This window comes from Salegentibacter maritimus, assembly GCF_016236915.1.
GTDB classification, from domain to species: domain Bacteria; phylum Bacteroidota; class Bacteroidia; order Flavobacteriales; family Flavobacteriaceae; genus Salegentibacter; species Salegentibacter maritimus.
The window spans coordinates 70185-88986 of record NZ_JAEHOK010000003.1 but is presented as its reverse complement, the minus strand read 5'-3'; the positions used below and the strand labels follow the sequence as shown (position 1 = coordinate 88986).

The 18802-nt window shown below is 35.6% G+C and carries 22 protein-coding genes; 15 read left to right on the top strand and 7 right to left on the bottom strand.

The window, feature by feature from the left end:
- Positions 1 to 70: 70 nt before the first annotated feature.
- Complete coding sequence (locus I6U49_RS03675; RefSeq protein WP_193711133.1) at positions 71 to 685, top strand: MarC family protein; 615 nt, start codon at positions 71 to 73, stop codon at positions 683 to 685.
- A 14-nt stretch (positions 686 to 699) separates the two neighbouring features.
- Here the strand turns inward: I6U49_RS03675 and I6U49_RS03670 are convergent, their stop codons facing one another.
- Entirely contained in the window at positions 700 to 1104 is a 405-nt protein-coding gene (locus I6U49_RS03670) for a hypothetical protein (protein WP_193711132.1), read from the bottom strand.
- Between the two features lie 116 nt (positions 1105 to 1220).
- Between I6U49_RS03670 and I6U49_RS03665 the strand changes: the two genes are divergently transcribed.
- From I6U49_RS03665 to I6U49_RS17270, 4 genes are all read left to right on the top strand, one after another.
- Positions 1221 to 1676 carry an Lrp/AsnC family transcriptional regulator gene (locus I6U49_RS03665; RefSeq protein WP_193711131.1) on the top strand — a complete coding sequence of 152 codons (456 nt, stop codon included), beginning with the start codon at positions 1221 to 1223 and terminating at the stop codon, positions 1674 to 1676.
- Positions 1677 to 1888: 212 nt separating this feature from the next.
- Entirely contained in the window at positions 1889 to 2083 is a 195-nt protein-coding gene (locus I6U49_RS03660) for a DUF1328 domain-containing protein (RefSeq protein ID WP_198627615.1), read from the top strand.
- 104 nt (positions 2084 to 2187) lie between these two features.
- Complete coding sequence (locus I6U49_RS03655) at positions 2188 to 3612, top strand: hypothetical protein (protein WP_198627614.1); 1425 nt, start codon at positions 2188 to 2190, stop codon at positions 3610 to 3612.
- A 362-nt stretch (positions 3613 to 3974) separates the two neighbouring features.
- The gene (locus I6U49_RS17270) at positions 3975 to 4166 is read left to right on the top strand and encodes a DUF1684 domain-containing protein (protein WP_198627688.1); all 192 of its coding nucleotides are present in this window, start codon (positions 3975 to 3977) and stop codon (positions 4164 to 4166) included.
- A 132-nt stretch (positions 4167 to 4298) separates the two neighbouring features.
- On the opposite strand, the gene I6U49_RS03645 is transcribed toward I6U49_RS17270, so the two are convergent.
- The 4 genes from I6U49_RS03645 to I6U49_RS03630 form a co-directional block, all read right to left on the bottom strand.
- Positions 4299 to 5540, bottom strand: a complete 1242-nt coding sequence (locus tag I6U49_RS03645) for an ammonium transporter (RefSeq protein ID WP_198627613.1) — start codon at positions 5538 to 5540, stop codon at positions 4299 to 4301.
- A 28-nt stretch (positions 5541 to 5568) separates the two neighbouring features.
- On the bottom strand, positions 5569 to 5907 hold the full coding sequence (locus tag I6U49_RS03640) for a P-II family nitrogen regulator (RefSeq protein ID WP_198627612.1): 339 nt from the start codon (positions 5905 to 5907) through the stop codon (positions 5569 to 5571).
- A gap of 169 nt (positions 5908 to 6076) precedes the next feature.
- Positions 6077 to 6451: a fluoride efflux transporter CrcB gene (gene crcB / locus I6U49_RS03635; RefSeq protein WP_198627611.1), complete on the bottom strand. Its 375-nt coding sequence runs from the start codon at positions 6449 to 6451 to the stop codon at positions 6077 to 6079.
- A gap of 6 nt (positions 6452 to 6457) precedes the next feature.
- Positions 6458 to 7489: an SRPBCC family protein gene (locus I6U49_RS03630; RefSeq protein WP_198627610.1), complete on the bottom strand. Its 1032-nt coding sequence runs from the start codon at positions 7487 to 7489 to the stop codon at positions 6458 to 6460.
- 313 nt (positions 7490 to 7802) lie between these two features.
- Between I6U49_RS03630 and I6U49_RS03625 the strand changes: the two genes are divergently transcribed.
- Entirely contained in the window at positions 7803 to 8189 is a 387-nt protein-coding gene (locus I6U49_RS03625; protein WP_193711124.1) for a pyrophosphohydrolase domain-containing protein, read from the top strand.
- Positions 8190 to 8368: 179 nt separating this feature from the next.
- On the opposite strand, the gene I6U49_RS03620 is transcribed toward I6U49_RS03625, so the two are convergent.
- Positions 8369 to 9436 (bottom strand): branched-chain amino acid aminotransferase, encoded by a 1068-nt coding sequence (locus I6U49_RS03620; protein ID WP_198627609.1) that lies wholly within the window; start codon positions 9434 to 9436, stop codon positions 8369 to 8371.
- Between the two features lie 103 nt (positions 9437 to 9539).
- Here I6U49_RS03620 and I6U49_RS03615 point away from each other — a divergent pair, with 103 nt between their 5' ends.
- The 3 genes from I6U49_RS03615 (at position 9540) to I6U49_RS03605 (ending at position 11698) form a co-directional block, all read left to right on the top strand.
- Entirely contained in the window at positions 9540 to 10046 is a 507-nt protein-coding gene (locus I6U49_RS03615; RefSeq protein ID WP_198627608.1) for a DUF4920 domain-containing protein, read from the top strand.
- A 1-nt stretch (position 10047) separates the two neighbouring features.
- Positions 10048 to 10722, top strand: coding sequence for a tRNA (5-methylaminomethyl-2-thiouridine)(34)-methyltransferase MnmD (mnmD, locus tag I6U49_RS03610; RefSeq protein WP_198627607.1), 675 nt, complete (start codon positions 10048 to 10050; stop codon positions 10720 to 10722).
- A 70-nt stretch (positions 10723 to 10792) separates the two neighbouring features.
- Complete coding sequence (locus I6U49_RS03605) at positions 10793 to 11698, top strand: TIGR01777 family oxidoreductase (RefSeq protein ID WP_198627606.1); 906 nt, start codon at positions 10793 to 10795, stop codon at positions 11696 to 11698.
- An 86-nt stretch (positions 11699 to 11784) separates the two neighbouring features.
- Here I6U49_RS03605 and I6U49_RS03600 read toward each other — a convergent pair whose 3' ends face one another.
- Positions 11785 to 12453: a YceI family protein gene (locus I6U49_RS03600; RefSeq protein ID WP_193711119.1), complete on the bottom strand. Its 669-nt coding sequence runs from the start codon at positions 12451 to 12453 to the stop codon at positions 11785 to 11787.
- A gap of 159 nt (positions 12454 to 12612) precedes the next feature.
- Between I6U49_RS03600 and I6U49_RS03595 the strand changes: the two genes are divergently transcribed.
- The 6 genes from I6U49_RS03595 (at position 12613) to I6U49_RS03570 (ending at position 18802) form a co-directional block, all read left to right on the top strand.
- Positions 12613 to 13197, top strand: a complete 585-nt coding sequence (locus tag I6U49_RS03595) for a nucleotide exchange factor GrpE (RefSeq protein WP_198627605.1) — start codon at positions 12613 to 12615, stop codon at positions 13195 to 13197.
- A gap of 32 nt (positions 13198 to 13229) precedes the next feature.
- Positions 13230 to 14360, top strand: coding sequence for a molecular chaperone DnaJ (gene dnaJ / locus I6U49_RS03590; protein ID WP_193711117.1), 1131 nt, complete (start codon positions 13230 to 13232; stop codon positions 14358 to 14360).
- A 390-nt stretch (positions 14361 to 14750) separates the two neighbouring features.
- Positions 14751 to 15680, top strand: coding sequence for an ABC transporter ATP-binding protein (locus I6U49_RS03585; protein WP_198627604.1), 930 nt, complete (start codon positions 14751 to 14753; stop codon positions 15678 to 15680).
- Positions 15673 to 16965 carry an ABC transporter permease gene (locus I6U49_RS03580; RefSeq protein ID WP_198627603.1) on the top strand — a complete coding sequence of 431 codons (1293 nt, stop codon included), beginning with the start codon at positions 15673 to 15675 and terminating at the stop codon, positions 16963 to 16965. The genes I6U49_RS03585 and I6U49_RS03580 overlap by 8 nt, the downstream gene beginning before the upstream one ends.
- Positions 16966 to 16968: 3 nt before the next feature.
- Complete coding sequence (locus tag I6U49_RS03575; RefSeq protein ID WP_198627602.1) at positions 16969 to 17901, top strand: mechanosensitive ion channel family protein; 933 nt, start codon at positions 16969 to 16971, stop codon at positions 17899 to 17901.
- Positions 17894 to 18802 (top strand): DUF6268 family outer membrane beta-barrel protein, encoded by a 909-nt coding sequence (locus I6U49_RS03570; RefSeq protein ID WP_198627601.1) that lies wholly within the window; start codon positions 17894 to 17896, stop codon positions 18800 to 18802. The genes I6U49_RS03575 and I6U49_RS03570 overlap by 8 nt, the downstream gene beginning before the upstream one ends.

The window sequence follows — 18802 nt, the reverse complement described above, 5'->3', positions numbered from 1 at the left end:
AAATTTCAGATTAGTTTTGCAAATTATTAATTTTAACCTGTAACTGCGTAAGTTTCAAAAACATATTGCTATGGAAAATATCTGGTTATATGCCATAGGCGCGTTTACCGCATTTTTTGCAATTAATAATCCGGTAGGGAATATTCCTATTTTTTTAAGCCTAACAAAGCAGGCCGATGGTAAAAGAAAGCGGTTTATCTCAAAGAAGGCAACTTTTACGGCTTTTGTGATTGTAACAGGCTTTGTATTGTTGGGGAAATATATTTTTCAGCTTTTTGGATTAACTATTCCCGCCTTTAAAATTACGGGTGGGATTTTGGTATTCTTTGTAGGTTTTGAAATGATAAGGGCACAACAGTCAAGTATTGATAACCAGACAGAAGTAGATTTTAACGAAGGCATTTCTATCTCTCCACTGGCAATTCCAATTCTGGCCGGGCCAGGAACTATTGTAACTGCAGTAAACTATACTACAACTGCCAGTTATATGGATATGGGAATTGTGGTGGCCATGTTTGCTTTAATTATGTTTTTAAATCACCTCGCTTTTATTTCCAGTGAGTATTTAGTACGATTTATAGGTCAGAATAAAATTGTTGTGATCGAAAAAATAATGGGCTTAATTATAGCTATTATTGGAACTAATATGCTTATAGAAGGTATTAAAATTGCTTTTTATGAATAACAAGCTTAGATATACTAAATTTTTCTAAGTTGTTGAATCCACTCAGCAATCATTTTATCAAAAAGATGAATTTCTTTTTTCAATAAAACTAAAAACTCACTTTCCCTTACACCAGAAAATTCCAGGTTTTTACAAAGTAGTTTTAGGCTTTTACTTGCTTTTCTAATATTTCTAACACGTTCTAATCTAGAGCTATAGTTTTTAGCCGTAGCTATAGAGGCAACACCCGGAGCCAGTTGAAGGGATTCATTTATAAGGTCTCCGGCATACCTGTTTTTGGGGCAATTGGAAATACTCATTTCCAATATGTGTTTGTCTTGCGTAAAATGTACAGCCATTGCCCTGGAAAGCCTAAAGATTTCCAATGCTTTACGATAAACCGGGGTTTGAGTTGTATTGTTGGGAAATACCTGCGCCATAAAATATTAATTTCAGTATAAAATTAGCGAGAAATTAAATAGCCTGACTTAATGTTTTAAACTTAGAATTATATTTTACCTTTGATTAGATGGTATTACTTAAATAAAACTTTAATATGCAAATTGATGAGCTTAATTGGGCTATTCTAACTCGCCTACAGGAAAACGCCCGATATTCTTTTGCGGAAATTGGGAGGGAAATAGGTTTAAGTTCCCCGGCAGTAGCAGAAAGAGTGAAGAAAATGGAGGATGCGGGGATCATAAAAGGCTATAAAACTGAAATATCTTACAATAAAACAGGGCATCAGTTAAAAGCCGTGATCACTCTTCGTGCTTTTATGGGGAGGTTAAAACCTTTTTTAGAAAAGGTAAAGGAGTTTCCGGAAGTGATTAATTGTTATCGTATTACCGGGAACGAAAATATTATAATGGAAGTTATTTTAAGAGACCAGTCTCATTTAGAAGAATTAATAGATAAACTAATTACTTATGGTGAGACCAAAACACATATCGTTCTTTCTCAAGTGGTAGCCTTTGCTCCTATAAATAAGAATAATGCCAAATTCCCTTAAAAATTAGGGATGATTTTGTCTTAGTTATTAAGGCTATAGAAGAATATTTTTGTTCTGTTTTATATACTTCAGTTAAATTGTTTGAATTTTTGAGTCTATTTTAACTATATTTTGAAGCTTGTATTGTCTTTAGTTAAATAATAGCAAATTGTAATTTTATTAATATTACCACGACTATACTCTGGCTATTTTTGTTTAAAAGAAATTGCATTATGAGAAAGTATAGTACGTTATTTCTAATTATGGCAGCCTTAACCGGTGCAATAGGATTTTCAGGTTTAAACTTTGAAGGGATTGAAGTAGTAAGAGTATTATTTCTAGTCTTTGCAGACTTACTGGTAGTGTCTCTAGTTGCACGCCTCTTTTTTAAAAACGACAACTTAAGGTTACAACGCGTTAAAAAATAAAAGATATCCTATATAACATTTATAAGCCCTCATCTAATGATGAGGGTTTTTTTATGCACGATCTTTGATATCTATGCTTATATTTATACTAATTATACCATATTATGATAAAAAAGATTCCTTTTCTAATTTTACTTTTAATCTTTATTCCTCAATTGGGAAATAGTCAGGAGTTTAAAATTCCTTTCGGTACTATTGTAGATTCAATTCCGGTTAGCGATACCTTAGAAGACGATTTTGCAATTTATCTTCCTCGAAATTTTGATGAAAAGAAAGAATGGCCTGTAATTTTTGTTTTCGATCCTCAGGGTAGGGGGCGGTCAACTGCCCAATTTTTTAGAACCATAGCCGAAAAGCAATCTTATATAATTGCAGCGTCTAATATAAACCTTAAACAAGATTCTTTAAAAAACAACATTACTAAAATAGCACCACTCATTAACCGGGTAGATGGCATGTTTGCTATAGATAGGGAGCAGGTTTTTTTAGCAGGGCTGGCAGAAGGTGGGCAATTAGCTAGTGCACTGCCTTTTATTTATAATAATATAGCAGGAGTATTAGCGGTAGAAAATTCCTGGTTGAATACTGATTATTTGAATACTGGAAAAGAGTTCTTTTTTAGCGCGGTGGCCTGTGATGATAAGTATACTAAGAATGTTTTGACTGAAATAAAAGATATTTTGGATAAAGAGAATTTTCCTACAGAAATTAATTTTTATTCGTGTAACGGTAAAACCGAATGGCCTAACATGGATGTGATAGAAAACGCTGTTGCAGGCTTTACATTGCAAGCTATAAAAAATGGGAAAAGGCCTGCAGATTTAGATTTAATTACAGCCCTCTATAATGCCGAAGTTGAGTATGCCCAGGTTTTAAGGCGTACTCGCAATTATTATCAATCCTTTGAAAAATTAAAGCAAATTGAAGACAAGTATGACGGTTTTGGCCTTGAAGTAGATTTGGGTGACCAAATAAAGAATATTAGGCGCAATAAAGCTTTTAAGCAACAAAGACGTGATTATCGTAACGCTATCAATACAGAAAATGAGAAGCAGGAGGAGTATGTTTATTATTTAGATGCCGATGTGGCGATTTCCAATTTTGAAAATATAGGTTGGTGGGTGGCCCAGGTTGAAGAATTAAAGCAACAATCAGAGAAATTAACCGGTCCCAAACAAAAAATGGCTAGTAGGCTTCTTGGGTTTTTAGATAATTATAGTGAAACCTATTATAATGCATATATAAACTCCCAGGCAAAAGCAAAATCCAAAATCTTTGTGAGTGTGCTTCGCACTATTTTCGCTAAAGACGATCCTGCAGCTTATCTTACTATTATTAAAATTGCGGGACATGATGGAGATCACGAAACGGCTTTACTTTACCTTGAGGATTTACTTAAAACCGGTTATAAGGATATGGATGCCCTATATAATATTGAAGGTATTTTAGATCTAAAACTAAGTAAAGCATATAATGATAAAATTAGGGAGTATCTGGGTACAGCAAAGTATTACAAGGCAGGTAGTTAACATGAAATCATTAAGCTTTTATTTCTTAATGCTGCTCCATACTTCAATTAACAACCAAAGATTACAGTCAAGTTTCAGCGGGATATGAAGATGAGATTTAAGTATCCTGAACGTATTCTGTTTTCAAAAGAAGATTTAGTTGAATTTAAAGACCTGTATTTTTAAAATTGATTCAACTTTTAATGTGATAGTTCATTTTTTAAGAACTGCGTCTGAAGTTTCTTTTAAACTGAAAAATAAGGTACTAAGAACACCGGTTTAAGTGAAATATGAAGAATTATACTTTAGCACTAATGGAAGGGGGTTTAATTTGAATGTTTTTTTATTAGGATTTAATTTCAGATTCGGAATCCTATGATTAGCTGTTTCTGCCGTTTACAAATCTTACCAATAGAGAAACCACCTACTCCGGCGGACGACACCTTGATTTAAGGATACCGGAGGGTGATTTCATTTATGTGAATTCTAATAAAGCCTTTAGACTTTCTTGTTCCTATAGTGCCTACTCAAAACTATTGGGAAATAGCTATAAAGGCAGGTGTGTAAAAGTTTAAATAAGTGCCCCCGATAATCTCAATCGGTTACTTATTTACTCTATAATAAAGGCTTAATACCATCAGGCTTGCCTCGAAATTAAAAATTTGTTTTTAACGAATGCCTCGTGCGCTTGCACTGAGGTAGTTTATTTATCTGTTATGCGCTGTTCCAAATTCAGCATAGGCATTCATGCCATGTTCATGAGTATCAAGACCTTCGGTTTCTTCTTTTTCTTCCATTCTTAGTCCCATTGTAGATTTAATAACCGAGAGAATTACATAAGCAGAAATACAGGAAAAAGCACCAATAATGCCCACACCTGTTAGCTGGGTAAGAAACTGGTCAAAACCGGCCAGGGTTCCGAAGATTCCTACGGCAAGCGTACCCCAAATTCCGCACGCAAGGTGAACGGCTACCGCACCAACAGGATCATCCAGTTTAAGTTTATCGATTAAGGAAACTCCAAATACAATAACTCCTCCGGCTATCAAGCCAATAAGTACAGCTTCTAGCGGAGACATAAGATCTGCACCGGCAGTTATAGCAACCAACCCACCTAAAATTCCGTTTAGGAACATGGTTAGGTCGTAGTTTTTATAAGCTATGGTAGAAACTAAAAAAGCAGCAAGCCCACCAGATGCAGCAGCAAGACAAGTGGTTACAAGGGTAATAGAGGTTAGGGAAGGATCGGCTGAAAGGACAGAGCCTCCATTAAACCCAAACCAACCTAACCATAGAATGAATACACCTGCCGTTGCCAAAGGAATATTATGTCCGGGAATGGCGTGAGACCGGCCATCTTTTCCAAACTTACCTAAACGAGCACCCAATAGGTAAATAGCTATTAAGGCCCCCCATCCACCTACAGAATGTACCAGACTGGAACCGGCGAAATCGTAAAAACCAATTTCGTCTAAAAATCCGCCACCCCATTTCCAGGAACCTATAATAGGATAAATAATGGCAATATAGATTATAGAGAAAAGCATAAAACTTCCCAGCTTAATTCTTTCAGCCACTGCCCCGGAAACTATAGTTGCTGCCGTTGCAGCGAACATGCCCTGGAAAAGGAAGTCTGTCCAGTAGGTATACCCATTGTTATAGGTGAGATCTAAAGCACCATCTGTTATCGGGGCGTTTAACCCAAATAGGTCAAAGAAATGATCGGGAATAATACCTGCTAAAAATGAGCCTGGATACATAAGGTTAAATCCAAGTATAGCATAAGTTAATAAGCCCGCGCAAATAATAAAAACATTTTTAAATAGGATGTTAATGGCATTTTTTTGCCTGGTTAGTCCTACCTCAAGAAGAGAAAAGCCTAAATGCATAAAAAATACCAGGACGGTGCATACCATCATCCAAACATTGTTAGTAGTAAGTAATTCCATAAGGATAAATTTTTTAATGAGTTGATATTTAGGAAAGCGAATCGGTTCCTTTTTCTTTAGTTCTTATACGGTAGGCTTCTTCTACCGGGCTTACAAAAATCTTCCCATCTCCCACAGAGCCGGTGTATGCAACTTTTAAGATGGTTTCTACCGTTCTTTCTAAATTATGATTTGATACTACTAAAGAGATTTTGCGTCGTTGAATATCACTGGTGCTGTAAGATACGCCGCGATAAACGTGACCTTGCTTTTCGTTACCTACCCCGGTAACATCCCAATATGTAAAAAAATTTACTTCGGTTTCGTGGAGAGCTTTCTTAACTTCATCAAATTTAGACTTTCTAATTATTGCCTCTATTTTCTTCATACAAATCTACTTTTAGTTTGTATAAAAGTATAAAAATATCGGTTTTATTGTAGAAAAATAGGGGGTATTGGTTAATTTATATTGAATATTTAAAAACAACCCCTATAAAATTAGGGGTTGTTTTTTGAAAAGTGGTAAAATTATGTAGTTTGTAAAATTTTTGAGTATGTTAAGAGAGTTTCCCAAGGAAAAGACCTAGAACAACAGCTAAAATTCCAATAATTATACTTCCAAAGGCATAAAAAAAGAAATTTAGATAATCTCCCGACCGCAAGAGCGATTGATTTTCAAAGACAAAGGTAGAGAAGGTAGTGAAGCCCCCGCAAAAACCCACGGCAAGAAATAGAACGGTATTCGAATTAAGGAAATTATGTTTTGCGGCATAGCCCAGCACTAAACCAAGTAATAAACTACCAAGGATATTTGCGGTAAAAGTACCATAGGGTATAAAAAAACGCTCAGAATTTAAACTTTTACTGATTAGATATCGAAATGTACTACCCAGGCCACCACCTACAAAAATCAATAATAGCTGTTTAAACATAGAGGTTTATTTTATTGGAATATAAAGATGGGTAATCCATTTAGCCGGATTTGCAACCTCTTCGGGCGAAGTTAAGTAAACCTCAAAATTATTGGCATCTTCGGCTACTTCAAGTTCATTGGCCTGTATATAATTATAGGCAGTGTTCCAGGCTTCTTTAAGATTCTTATAATCCCCTTTTAAGGTGGTTTTTAGAACCTTTTGATTAGGCATTAGCCCTGTTAGAATTTCACTATTGGCCGGAGTGATAACTTCACTGGGGGTAAATATTCCCGCCGAAAAAATGGCTGTTCCTGCCGTTTCGTTCCATTGATTATAAAGTATAAAAGGATTGCCGCTTTTCTCAATTTCATTTTTATCCATATAGCCAGAAACTTCACTAAACATAGATGCCATCTTTTTGTCTATTTGACTAATTTTACTTGCCGTAGTGGTATACATATAATAACCACCACCATGCTGAATAACGCCATCTACATTAATGGTATAAGTGTCCATTTTATTTAAGATTACATTTTCTATATTGTTAAGTCCCTCCTGAAATTTTGGGCGCATCATTTCGGTTATACTTTGTTCCTGAAAAACAAAGGCCAGTTTTTCCATAAAACTTTGTTGTCCTTTTATTCCCCAAATAATTTCAGTTCCATCTTTAATTTCATTGAACTCCCAGTATACCTGGCTTGTAGATTCTCCGAAAGGTGTTTTTAAAACAAGTTCCTGTTCAATTTCAGCATAGGGCTTAGCAGAAATGGTTTTTATCTCACCATCGCCGGCAGCTTCACTTTTCCAGGAATAACTTGCGCTGTCACCACTGGTTTTTGCTCCATATTCAATAATCATATCATCGTTTTCAGTAGACCATGGTTCCCAATTTTCCCAGTTTTTAAGTTCATTTACTTCCTGGAAAACCATTTCTACCGGAGCGGTAATTACTTTAGTTTCTTCAATTTGATAATTTCCATCTTTTGTGGCTATATAAATGGACCCTGCAATAATTACTATCAATAGGAGAAAGAAAAGGTATTTTAAAATTTTCATAGGAGTTGGTTTGGTAACGAAGATACTTATTTTAACAATATTTTGTAAATAAGGTATTTAGGGATTCAAAAATGTTTTGAGTATAAACAGTAAACCTATAAAAGCAAGAAAAGCTACAAGTACCCACATACTTCCTTTATATTGCTTTTTGTGTAATAAAGTATCTTTTTTGTAACTAAGTGTAATAACAATTACAAAAACAACTATAAATAAGCCTGCGAAAACGAGTTGGCCGGTGCTAAACATTTTTATATACTTTTATGCAAAGTTAAGGTTTTAGGCTTAATCTATAATCGATTTAAAATTTATTAAAATGAAGAAAGGACTCTCTGCAGTAAAGCAATTTCACAAGGTCTTTAAATTAGGCATTTCTGAAGAACCGAGAGCCTCCCTGGGTAAAGGCAAGAACCGTTTACGTTACGAGTTAATGAAAGAGGAAAACGAAGAATACCTTGAGGCTGTGAATAGGGGAGACCTTACGGAAGTGGCCGATGCCCTGGGTGATATGTTATATGTTTTGTACGGAACTATTATAGAACACGGTTTAGAACACAAAATTGAAGCAATTTTTAATGAAATACAGGCAAGTAATATGAGCAAGCTTGATAAAGACGGAAAACCCTTATATAATGAAAGCGGGAAAGTAATTAAAGGGCCGGGCTATGTAAAGCCTAATATAGCCAAAGTACTTAAAGATTAAGATAATTTTAATTCCATTAAAAAGAGGCTGTCTGAAAAGTCTATTCTCGTCAAGCTGAACTTTTTTCAACTTCTAACTTGCTTTTAATTACCACCACCTTAGATTTTGAAATAAATTCAAGTGACGGTTTTAAAGCCTTCTCAGACAGCTTCTTTGTTTTTTGTGAAAATACCGGTATTTTACTTTATCAAATATCTCCAACCATGTCTGTCTTCGGCCTGGTTGTATTGAATTTTCATTAGCTGATCTTTAAATGACTTTCCGTAAGAATCTTCCAGCTCAGGAAGTTCAAACTTTTCGTCTTTATATCCAAAGCCAGAAATAGGATTGATTACCGTTGCGGTACCAGAACCAAAAATTTCCTTTAACTCGCCATTTCTTGCCGCCTCTACAATTTCAGAAACTTTTACTTTTCTTATTTCTACTTCAATATTAAGATCTTTAGCCAGGTCTATGACACTTTTTCGGGTAACTCCATCTAAAATCCTATCGCTTGTAGGCGCGGTAATTAGTTTGTCGCCAATTCTAAAGAAAATATTCATTGTTCCTGCTTCTTCCAGGAATTCGTGGGTATTGGCATCGGTCCAAATTATTTGTTGAAAACCGGCCTCTTTAGCAAGATTGGTTGGGTAAAATTGCGCGGCATAATTTCCGGCAGCTTTTGCGGCACCGACCCCACCATTGGCAGCACGACTATATTTCTCTGAAAATTGAACCCTTACTTCGCCACTGTAATAGGCTTGTGCCGGGGAACAAATAATCATAAACTTATATTTGGTTGACGGGTTTGCAGAAACGCCCTCCTCGGTAGCAATAACAAACGGGCGAATGTACAATGAGTTTCCAAATCCTTTTTTAATCCAGGCTTTATCTAATTTTAACAATTCTTCCAGCCCGCTAAAGAAAAATTCTTTCGGAAACTCCGGAATAGCTAACCTTGCGCTGGATTTGTTGATCCTTTTAAAATTTTCTTCCGGTCTAAAAAGCCAAATTTGATCGTCTTCATCCTTATAAGCCTTCATTCCTTCAAAAACAGCCTGTCCATAATGAAATACTTTTGCCGATGGATCCATTTCTATGGAACCATAAGGTCTAATTTTAGGGGTTTGCCATTGGCCATTATCATAATCACATTCAAACATGTGGTCTGTGAAAATTTCGCCAAAAACCAGATTGTCAAAATTTACTTCTTCAATTTTAGACTTTTGGACTTTGTTTATTTCAAGCTGGTTAGTATCGTATTTCATTATCATTAATTTAGCACACAAATTTACCTAAATTAAAACAGAATCAAAATCTAAAGTTTTGGTAAATTTGTTTGCTTACAGTGTTTTAACTAAATATAATAATATGAGAAAAATTGTGTTCCTCCTTGGTTTATCGTTAATTTTTGTAGCCTGTAAAGGAGAAAAATCTAAAACAGAGGTTGAGGTAATAGACCAATCAACTCCTGTTTCTTACAATTCTTATGGAGAAAAGATTTCACCTGAAAATAGCCTAACGAATGCTGAGGCCCTTGAAAGGTATACTTCATTAAAACCCGGTGACACTCTGGAGATTAAATTTGCATCAAAAATAAAGAGCGTTTGTAAAAAGAAGGGCTGTTGGATGGTGGTAGAGCTCCCCGAACAAAATGATGTAAGGGTAACTTTTAAAGATTACGGCTTTTTTGTTCCAAAAAATATTGAAAACACTGAGGTAATCGTTAAAGGGAAAGCTTTTTTAAATGAAATGTCGGTTGAAGATCAAAAGCATTATGCAGAAGATGAGGGAAAGTCTGAAGCAGAAATAGCTGCGATTACTTCACCAAAAAGCTCCAGGGCTTTTGTAGCTAATGCGGTACTTCTAAAACAATAAAGTGGAAAGAAAAATAATAAAAACCGGCGATGGGTCGGTTACCATACATTTAAGCGAGTGGGATGAGCAATACCACTCTAAACATGGTGCCATACAGGAAGCACAACACGTTTTTATAAAAATGGGATTGCAATATTGGGTTGGCTTAAATAAGGAGAATAAACTTTCTATATTAGAAATAGGTTTTGGTACCGGCCTTAATGCATTTATCACTTTTTTGGAAGCTAAAAAGCTTAAGCTAAATATAAATTATACAGGAGTAGAAGCCTATCCTGTAGCTAAGAATGAAATAGATGCCTTGAATTACGCTGAAATGCTTTCCGCAGAAAACCAGTTGCATTCATTTCATAAAATGCATGAAATATTGTGGAATGAGGTAGCGACTATTTCCGAATCTTTTCAGCTTGAAAAACAGCAAAAGCGATTTGAGGATATTGAAGATCGTGATAAGTATGATTTAGTGTTTTTTGATGCTTTTGGAGCCAGGGTTCAACCAGAGCTTTGGACTGAAGAAATTTTCGAAAAAATGTTTGCCGCTATGAAAAAAAATAGTGTTTTGGTAACTTATTCGGCAAAGGGAAGCGTGAGAAGGGCTATGCAAACGGCAGGATTTATAGTAGAAAGGCTTCCAGGCCCGCCAGGTAAACGTGAAATGTTAAGAGCTTTAAAAAACTAGCGAATATTCCTGTTAAATAGGTGGTAATATTTAGCTAAGGTTTATTCTTGTTGTTATCTTGTAAGGAAAAATGCGCGTATTAATTACAGGGGCTACTGGCTTAATTGGATCTAAAATTAGTCAGTTATGTCTAGACAAGGGAATAGAGGTTTGCTATCTTTCTACCAGCAAAGAAAAGTTAGAAAGTAAAGAAAATTATAAGGGGTTTTACTGGAATCCAAATAATAATGAAATTGATAGTGATGCCATAAAAGGTGTTGATGCTATTATTAATTTGGTAGGTGCCAGTATTGCTGAACGCTGGACACCGAAACAAAAAAAAACTATTCTAAAAAGCCGAACCGAAACAGCAAACTTACTCTACAAATGCTTACAGGAAAACAAGCACCAGGTGAAATACCTGGTTTCTGCAAGTGCCATTGGGATTTACCCCAGTTCTTTAGAAAAATTATATGCCGAAGAAGATAAAGGTGTAGATAACTCTTTTGTAGGTGAGGTTGTAGTAAAATGGGAAGAGGTTGTAGATAATTTTAAGGATTTGGGGCTGGAGGTTGCCAAGATTAGAGTTGGCCTTGTACTTGCGCAAAATGGTGGAATGTTACAAAAACTCAAAGAGCCTGTGAATTTTAATGTAGGTTCACCACTTGGTAGTGGGAAACAATGGCAGTCCTGGATTCATATAGACGATATTAGCGGTATTTTTATGTTTGCTTTAGAAAATCAATTAAACGGAGTTTATAATGCTGTGGCCCCCAATCCTGTAACTAATAAAGAATTAGTGAACGAGGTAGCTTCAAAAATGGGGAAACCGGTTTGGTTGCCAAATGTTCCAAAAGTAGCCCTTAAACTTGTTTTAGGAGAAATGTCTCACCTTGTGTTATCCAGCCAGTTGGTGAGCAGTGACAAGATAGAGCAGGAGGGGTATAATTTTAAATATGTAAACCTTGCCAAAGCGTTGGAAGATTTATTGGCTTAATAGAAAGCTTATGGAATTAGGAATAAAAAAAAGCTGTCAAAAAAAAATCGACAGCCTTTTTTCTATTTCAATAGATGTGAACCTTATTAAGCTTTATTAGCTTTTAGGTTAATTTTTAAAATGATATCATCACTTACAAAATTATCTCCTAATCCGTCAAAAACAGATTTAGATCCAAAGTTTACATTCCAGTTGGTTCTATCTATACTAAACTCTTCACTGCTAATTTCGATACTATTTTTAGACTGGCTTATGCTAACCGGAAAAGTAATATTTTTGGTTTTATCCTTAATGGTAAGATTGCCAGATAAAAGTTTTTCACCTTCTTTTTCAGTAATTCCGGTTACTTCAAAGGTAGCTTCCGGGTATTTAGGAGCATTAAAAAAATCACCTTCTTTCCCTTCTACTGTTCCCATTAAGTGAGCTTCAAGATCCTTTTTATCTTTTCCTTCAAGATCGGTAACGTTAATAGATAGCATATCAATGACAAAACTTCCACTTTCAATAATACTATCATTAGCACTAAAAGTACCTTCGGTAAATTTTATAGTCCCGGTATGGGTATTGGTTGGCTTGCTTCCTTTCCATTCAATGATAGAGGCTGCGGTGTCTACTTTAAACTCCATAGCTTCTGCCTGCGCAGTGGCGGCATCTTTAGCATCAGAAGTTTCTGCTTTATTTTTATCGTTTTTACACCCTACAACTACAGTTAAAAAAGCTGCAATCATTAAAGTGCTTAAAATTGATTTTTTCATTGTGTTAGAAATTTGGTTTTTATTTAGGTTGCGAAATTACATAAACTAGAAAAAGCTTAATGCTAAAAAAATATTAAATAGTAATAATGACATTTTGACACCGAATCATTATTGGCAATGATTTTGACCCGTTGTGCATATATTAAAATGCAAGAAAAAATGAGCAAGAATAAAAATGAAGAACTACAGGATAAACCTGTAAAAGATCAAGTAGAAGACGTTATAGATGAGGCTATAGAAGAAGTTGAAAATGAAGAAGGAAAGAAGGAAGCGAAAGAGGAAACGCCTGAACTTACTGAGGAAGAAAAATTAAAAGAAGATCTTAAAAAGGAAAAAGATAAGTTTTTAAGGCTTTTTGCTGAATTTGAAAACTATAAAAGAAGAACTTCAAAAGAGCGATTAGAGTTATTTAAAACTGCCAATCAGGAAGTAATGACCGCCATGTTGCCAGTCCTGGATGATTTTGACAGGGCTTTAAATGAGCTTCGTAAACAGGGAGATGAAAATTTGGTCCATGGGGTAGAACTTATTCATAACAAACTAAAAGAAACCCTTAAGAGTAAAGGTCTTGAGCCTATGCTGGTGAAAGAGGGAGATACTTTTGACTCTGAGCTTCACGAGGCCATTACCCAAATACCTGCGCCTAAAGATAAACTTAAAGGCAAGATAGTTGATGTAGTAGAAAGAGGTTATAAACTTGGGGAACGTATTATTAGATATCCTAAGGTAGTAACCGGGAAATAAATCAGCTTTTTTAGAATTCGCAAAACGAGACCATGAAAGAAGATTATTACGACATATTAGGCATAAGTAAAGGAGCTTCTACTGCCGAAATTAAAAAGGCATACCGAAAGATGGCCATTAAATATCACCCAGATAAAAATCCGGGAGATAGTGAGGCTGAAGAGAAATTTAAAAAATCGGCTGAAGCATACGAAGTACTAAGCAACGAAGATAAACGTGCCCGTTACGACAGGTTTGGTCATCAGGCATTTGAAGGTGGCGCCGGTGGTGGCGGTGGCTTTGGCGGTATGGATATGGACGATATATTCAGCCAGTTTGGAGATATCTTTGGTGGCGGCTTTAGCGGAGGCGGTGGCTTTTCTGGTTTTGGTGGCGGCTTTGGTGGTGGCCAAAGGCGTGCAAAAGGAAGTAACCTAAGAATAAGGGTAAGCCTTACACTGGAAGAAATAGCGAAAGGTGCCGAGAAAAAGATAAAAGTAAAACGGAAGGTTCAGGCTCCCGGTACTACTTATAAAACCTGTACTACCTGTAAAGGTACCGGGCAGGTAACACGTGTTACCAATACTATTTTGGGTAGAATGCAAACAGCTTCTCCTTGTACCGCTTGTAGTGGTTCTGGACAAATAATAGATAAGAGGCCACCTGAAGCAGATGCGCATGGTTTGGTACAAAAAGAAGAAACAGTATCTATTAAAATTCCTTCAGGAGTTGAAGATGGTATGCAGCTAAAAGTTTCCGGAAAAGGAAATGAGGCGCCCGGAAATGGAATTGCCGGCGATTTACTTGTGGCCATAGAAGAGAAAGAGCATCATAGTCTAAAAAGGGAAGGCGATAACCTTCATTACGATTTATACATTAGCTTATCGGAAGCTGTGCTCGGATCTTCAAGAGAAATAGATACCGTGACAGGAAAAGTGAGAATAAAGATTGAAGAAGGTGTACAATCTGGAAAAATTCTTAGGCTTAGAGGAAAAGGTATAGGAAGTCTTAATGGTTACGGAAAAGGAGATTTACTGGTACATGTAAATGTATGGACACCTAAAAACATTAATAAAGAACAGCGCGATTTCTTTGAAAGAATGGCAGAAGATGATAATTTTAGGCCTAACCCAGAGAAAAGTGATAAATCATTTTTTGAGAAAGTAAAAGATATGTTTTCTTAGAACCTCGCTTTTAAGAAAAAATTTATATATTTGATTATCACTAAGTCTTTTAGTGATAATTTTTCTTTTTCATAGCAATTTTTTTCCCATCCTTAATTATTTAAGGGTGGGTTTTCTGTTTTTGGGCAGTTAGAAAAGCAAATTTTTTCTTAATCTAAAACATCTCTCAAGCTATTTCAATATATTTACTCGATAATCGAGCTTAAAACGCCCTGAGGCTTGTCTCGAAGATTAAACAATTTTTCGAAAGAATATCTCGTGAGCATGCTCTTGGCTGGTTCACCCCATAAACAAGTGTAAAACCTTTAATTCAAAGCTATGGTTGGGGTTTCTTAACCTTAGCCTTCTATAAGTCTTGTAACGAGCAATTTATTTATATCAATTTTCTATATGGAAAACCTCTTAGTCGCAGAAAATATCTATAAGCAATTTGGCAATTTTACTGCACTAAATAATGTTTCAATAGCTATTCCACGCGGTAGTATATTTGGTCTTTTAGGCCCAAATGGCGCAGGAAAAACCACACTTCTTAGAATAATTAACCAAATTACCATGCCAGATAGAGGGCAGGTTTATTTAGACGGTAAACCTTTGCAACCCGGGGATGTAGCGCATATAGGTTACCTGCCCGAAGAACGCGGACTTTACAAATCTATGAGAGTTGGGGAGCAGGCACTTTATCTTGCCCGGTTAAAGGGACTTTCTAAAACGGAAGCCGAAGAGCGTCTAAAGTATTGGTTTGATAGATTGCAAATTGAAGGCTGGTGGAACAAAAAAATTCAGGAGCTTTCTAAAGGGATGGCACAAAAAATACAGTTTATTATCACGGTTTTACATCAACCTAAATTGTTGATTTTTGATGAACCATTCAGTGGCTTCGATCCTGTAAATGCCGGTTTAATTAAAAATGAAATCCTTCAGTTAAAAGAGGAGGGTGCAACAATACTTTTTTCCACACATCGTATGGATAGTGTAGAAGAGTTGTGCGATTATATGGCTTTAATTCATCAATCAAATAAATTGTTAGATGGTAAGGTTTCAGAGATTAAACGAGCCTATAAGTCCAATACTTACGAAGTAGGCCTGGAGTCTGAAAATAATATGGTGCTTTTAAATGATTTGAAAGAGAAATTTGTAGTCGGAAATACAAACTTTAAGAGCATAAACGACGATCTTAAAGTAACAATTCAGTTAAATAACCGGGAAACACCAAACCAGTTATTGGAGTACCTTATAGAAAAGGCCCGTGTAAATCATTTTGTAGAAGTTATTCCTTCAGTAAACGATATATTCATTAAAACGGTCACTCAAAATGCGTAACCTAAAGCTAATAATTCAGCGCGAATACCTGGCAAGGGTAAGGAATAAGACCTTTATAATTATGACTTTTCTGAGCCCGCTTATATTGATAGGGATGTTTGCATTAATAGCTTATTTGAGTATGCTTAATAGTAGTGAACAGCGCATTATTGGATTGTACGATGAGACCCAAATGTTTACTTCAGAATTTAAAGACCAAAAGGAGGTTCAATATTTAGATTTATCGGGTAAATCTTTAGAAGAGGCAAAAAAAATGGTGAATGAGCAGGAGTATTACGGCCTCATTTATATTCCTTCAAATATTGGGAAAGATCTTGAAGGTATTCAGTTTTTTGGGAATGAATCGCCCGGTTTAGGGACTATACAGGCTATAGAGAAAACCATTGCCGATAGGTTAACCCGAAAAGAACTTATAGAGAGAGGTATTGATGTAGACCAGTTGAACAATGCCAGGACAGAGGTTAGAATTGAAATCCAGAATTTTTCGGGAGAACAAACTTCTAAAATGTCTAATTATATTAAAATGTTCTTTGGGGGTGCTGCAGGTTATTTATTGATGATGTTTATTATCATTTATGGAAATATGGTGATGCGTAGTGTTATTGAAGAAAAGACCAATAGAATTATTGAGATTATAGTTTCTTCGGTAAAACCAATACAGCTTATGCTGGGCAAAGTACTGGGGACTTCCCTGGCAGGAATTACCCAATTTAGTATTTGGGTGCTTTTGGCTGGTGTGTTGGCAAGCCTGTCATTTTACATTTTGGGAATAGATGTCTTTACAGTTCAGAAATCCCAATTAGGGACGGTTGAACAAATAGCGCAACCCGAGATAGCTCAGTTAATGGTAGATATTCTTAATTTACCAATTTTAAGTCTGGTAATATTTTTTCTTATTTATTTTATTGGCGGCTATTTTTTATATAGTGCAATTTATGCTGCAATTGGAGCGGCGGTAGATAGTGAGACCGATACCCAGCAATTTATGTTCCCGGTTATTTTGCCATTAATGCTAGGGATTTATGTGGGCTTCTTTTCGGTAATAGAAAATCCGCATGGCAGCATTTCTACTATTTTTTCTATGATTCCGCTCACTTCGCCCATCGTAATGTTAATGCGTATCCCATTTGGGGTTCCCTGGTGGGAATTAGCAATTTCAATTGCAATCTTAATCGTAACTAATTTTGCGGTGGTTTGGTTGGCTGCCAAAATATATAGGGTGGGAATTCTTATGTATGGTAAAAAAGCGAGTTACAAAGAATTATTTAAATGGCTTAAATACTAAAAGATGCAGAACCAGGAAAACCCGGAAGCTACAGAAGTTATAAAAGAAGTTGTTGAAAAAGATATATGGGGTAACCTTATAGAGTTTTGGGATTTTGTGCTTTTTCCTATAAAAACCGGTGAAAATGCGGTGAATATTACTATAGGAAATATCCTATTGGTAATCTTCGCTTTTGTAATTACCAGTATTGTGCTAAGGTTAATAAGGTCTTTTATTACCAATAAGCTTCAAGAGACAGATAAGCTTAAGTTTATAAGCATTTTTAAATTTATTAAATACATTGTCTACCTGGTAGTGATACTTGTTACGTTAAGTTCAGCCGGTATAAATATTACCATAATCTTAACAGCATCGGCTGCACTTTTTGTAGGTATAGGTTTAGCTTTACAGGAATTGTTTCAGGATGTTATTGGAGGAGTTTTTATTATTTTAGATAAATCTCTTTTAGTAGGCGATGTTATTGAAATGGAAGGAAGAGTAGGTCGGGTTTTTGAAATAAAGCTTAGAACCACCCGGGCTTTAACGCGAGACGATAAGGTGATGATTGTACCAAATCATAAATTTATGAGTGATGTGATTTTTAATTATACACAAAATCATAAAACTACCCGGGAGTCTGTTAATGTGAGGGTTGCCTACGGAAGCGATACAAAAAAAGTTGAAAATATTTTATTGAAGTGTGCGCTGGAAAATAAAGATGTTATGGGAAGTCCTGAGCCTTTTGTGCTTTTTGATGCTTTCGGAGATTCGTCCCTTAATTTTTCCCTACATTTCTATGTAAAAGATAGCTTTGTAGACCCTAAAATAAAGAGCCTGCTAAGGTTTAAAATAGATGAAGAATTTAGGAGGAATAATATTAGCATTCCTTTTCCACAGCGAGATGTACATTTCTACCCTAATAAAGCTTATACCCAAAACTTAGCAAAGAATGAATAAATTTTTTATCCTTACAGCTTTTTTTTTACTGGGGGCGGTAACTCTTCCGGCTTTTTCACAAACTACAGATTTAGCCAGGATAGAATACACTTATTTCCCTCAATCTGATTCAGATAATTCATTTAGGAGGTTTAGGACATTTGTGAATTTTCCGATAAAACTTAATGAAAACGATGCTTATTTGGTACCGGGGGTAGAATATAGAAATGTAAACTTTAAGTATAAAAACAATGAAGCTTTTTCAACAAATAACCTGGATCGCTTTCAATCTTTTACCGGTAAAATAGGCTATACTTTTAAAATGAACAACATATGGCGTTTTGGCGTTGAGACTGGGGTGAAAGTTGCATCCAACTTTACAACCAATGAGATGGTTAGAGACGATTTTATTTATACAGGCTCTGTATATTTTATTAAAATAAAAGAAGATGAACGTTATATAGAACCCTGGCGTTTAATTTTGGGACTAAGTTATTCTACCACCACAGGATATCCTTTCCCTTTGCCTGTAGTAAATTACTATAAACGCTTTGATGAAAAATGGTCTTATGCCCTTGGTATTCCAAAAACCAACTTAATACATTATTTTAATGATAAGCACCAGATGCAGGGCTTTGTTACTCTAGACGGTTTTTTCTCCAACCTTCAAAAAAACTTTAACCCATATCCGCAAACAAAGCCTAACTCCAACCGGCTTGCAGAGAGTATGTCTATGACCATAGTATTAAGTGGGTTGGGATACCAATATAATTTTACCGATAATATTTCATTTTATCTATATACCGGTTATACTGTAATGAACGATATTCGATTGCGGGATAAAGACCGGGAAGATTTATATACAATAGACGATACCAATACATTCTATGCCCGTAGTGGTTTAAAATTTAGTATTTTATAA

What these genes read in the sequence shown, in the direction of transcription:
- I6U49_RS03675 (WP_193711133.1), top strand. Translation starts at nt 71, where the DNA reads ATGGAAAATATCTGGTTATATGCCATAGGCGCGTTTACCGCATTTTTT.
- I6U49_RS03670 (WP_193711132.1), bottom strand. Translation starts at nt 1,104, where the DNA reads ATGGCGCAGGTATTTCCCAACAATACAACTCAAACCCCGGTTTATCGT.
- I6U49_RS03665 (WP_193711131.1), top strand. Translation starts at nt 1,221, where the DNA reads ATGCAAATTGATGAGCTTAATTGGGCTATTCTAACTCGCCTACAGGAA.
- I6U49_RS03660 (WP_198627615.1), top strand. Translation starts at nt 1,889, where the DNA reads ATGAGAAAGTATAGTACGTTATTTCTAATTATGGCAGCCTTAACCGGT.
- I6U49_RS03655 (WP_198627614.1), top strand. Translation starts at nt 2,188, where the DNA reads ATGATAAAAAAGATTCCTTTTCTAATTTTACTTTTAATCTTTATTCCT.
- I6U49_RS03645 (WP_198627613.1), bottom strand. Translation starts at nt 5,540, where the DNA reads ATGGAATTACTTACTACTAACAATGTTTGGATGATGGTATGCACCGTC.
- I6U49_RS03640 (WP_198627612.1), bottom strand. Translation starts at nt 5,907, where the DNA reads ATGAAGAAAATAGAGGCAATAATTAGAAAGTCTAAATTTGATGAAGTT.
- crcB (WP_198627611.1), bottom strand. Translation starts at nt 6,451, where the DNA reads ATGTTTAAACAGCTATTATTGATTTTTGTAGGTGGTGGCCTGGGTAGT.
- I6U49_RS03630 (WP_198627610.1), bottom strand. Translation starts at nt 7,489, where the DNA reads ATGAAAATTTTAAAATACCTTTTCTTTCTCCTATTGATAGTAATTATT.
- I6U49_RS03625 (WP_193711124.1), top strand. Translation starts at nt 7,803, where the DNA reads ATGAAGAAAGGACTCTCTGCAGTAAAGCAATTTCACAAGGTCTTTAAA.
- I6U49_RS03620 (WP_198627609.1), bottom strand. Translation starts at nt 9,436, where the DNA reads ATGAAATACGATACTAACCAGCTTGAAATAAACAAAGTCCAAAAGTCT.
- I6U49_RS03615 (WP_198627608.1), top strand. Translation starts at nt 9,540, where the DNA reads ATGAGAAAAATTGTGTTCCTCCTTGGTTTATCGTTAATTTTTGTAGCC.
- I6U49_RS03605 (WP_198627606.1), top strand. Translation starts at nt 10,793, where the DNA reads ATGCGCGTATTAATTACAGGGGCTACTGGCTTAATTGGATCTAAAATT.
- I6U49_RS03600 (WP_193711119.1), bottom strand. Translation starts at nt 12,453, where the DNA reads ATGAAAAAATCAATTTTAAGCACTTTAATGATTGCAGCTTTTTTAACT.
- I6U49_RS03595 (WP_198627605.1), top strand. Translation starts at nt 12,613, where the DNA reads ATGAGCAAGAATAAAAATGAAGAACTACAGGATAAACCTGTAAAAGAT.
- dnaJ (WP_193711117.1), top strand. Translation starts at nt 13,230, where the DNA reads ATGAAAGAAGATTATTACGACATATTAGGCATAAGTAAAGGAGCTTCT.
- I6U49_RS03585 (WP_198627604.1), top strand. Translation starts at nt 14,751, where the DNA reads ATGGAAAACCTCTTAGTCGCAGAAAATATCTATAAGCAATTTGGCAAT.
- I6U49_RS03580 (WP_198627603.1), top strand. Translation starts at nt 15,673, where the DNA reads ATGCGTAACCTAAAGCTAATAATTCAGCGCGAATACCTGGCAAGGGTA.
- I6U49_RS03575 (WP_198627602.1), top strand. Translation starts at nt 16,969, where the DNA reads ATGCAGAACCAGGAAAACCCGGAAGCTACAGAAGTTATAAAAGAAGTT.
- I6U49_RS03570 (WP_198627601.1), top strand. Translation starts at nt 17,894, where the DNA reads ATGAATAAATTTTTTATCCTTACAGCTTTTTTTTTACTGGGGGCGGTA.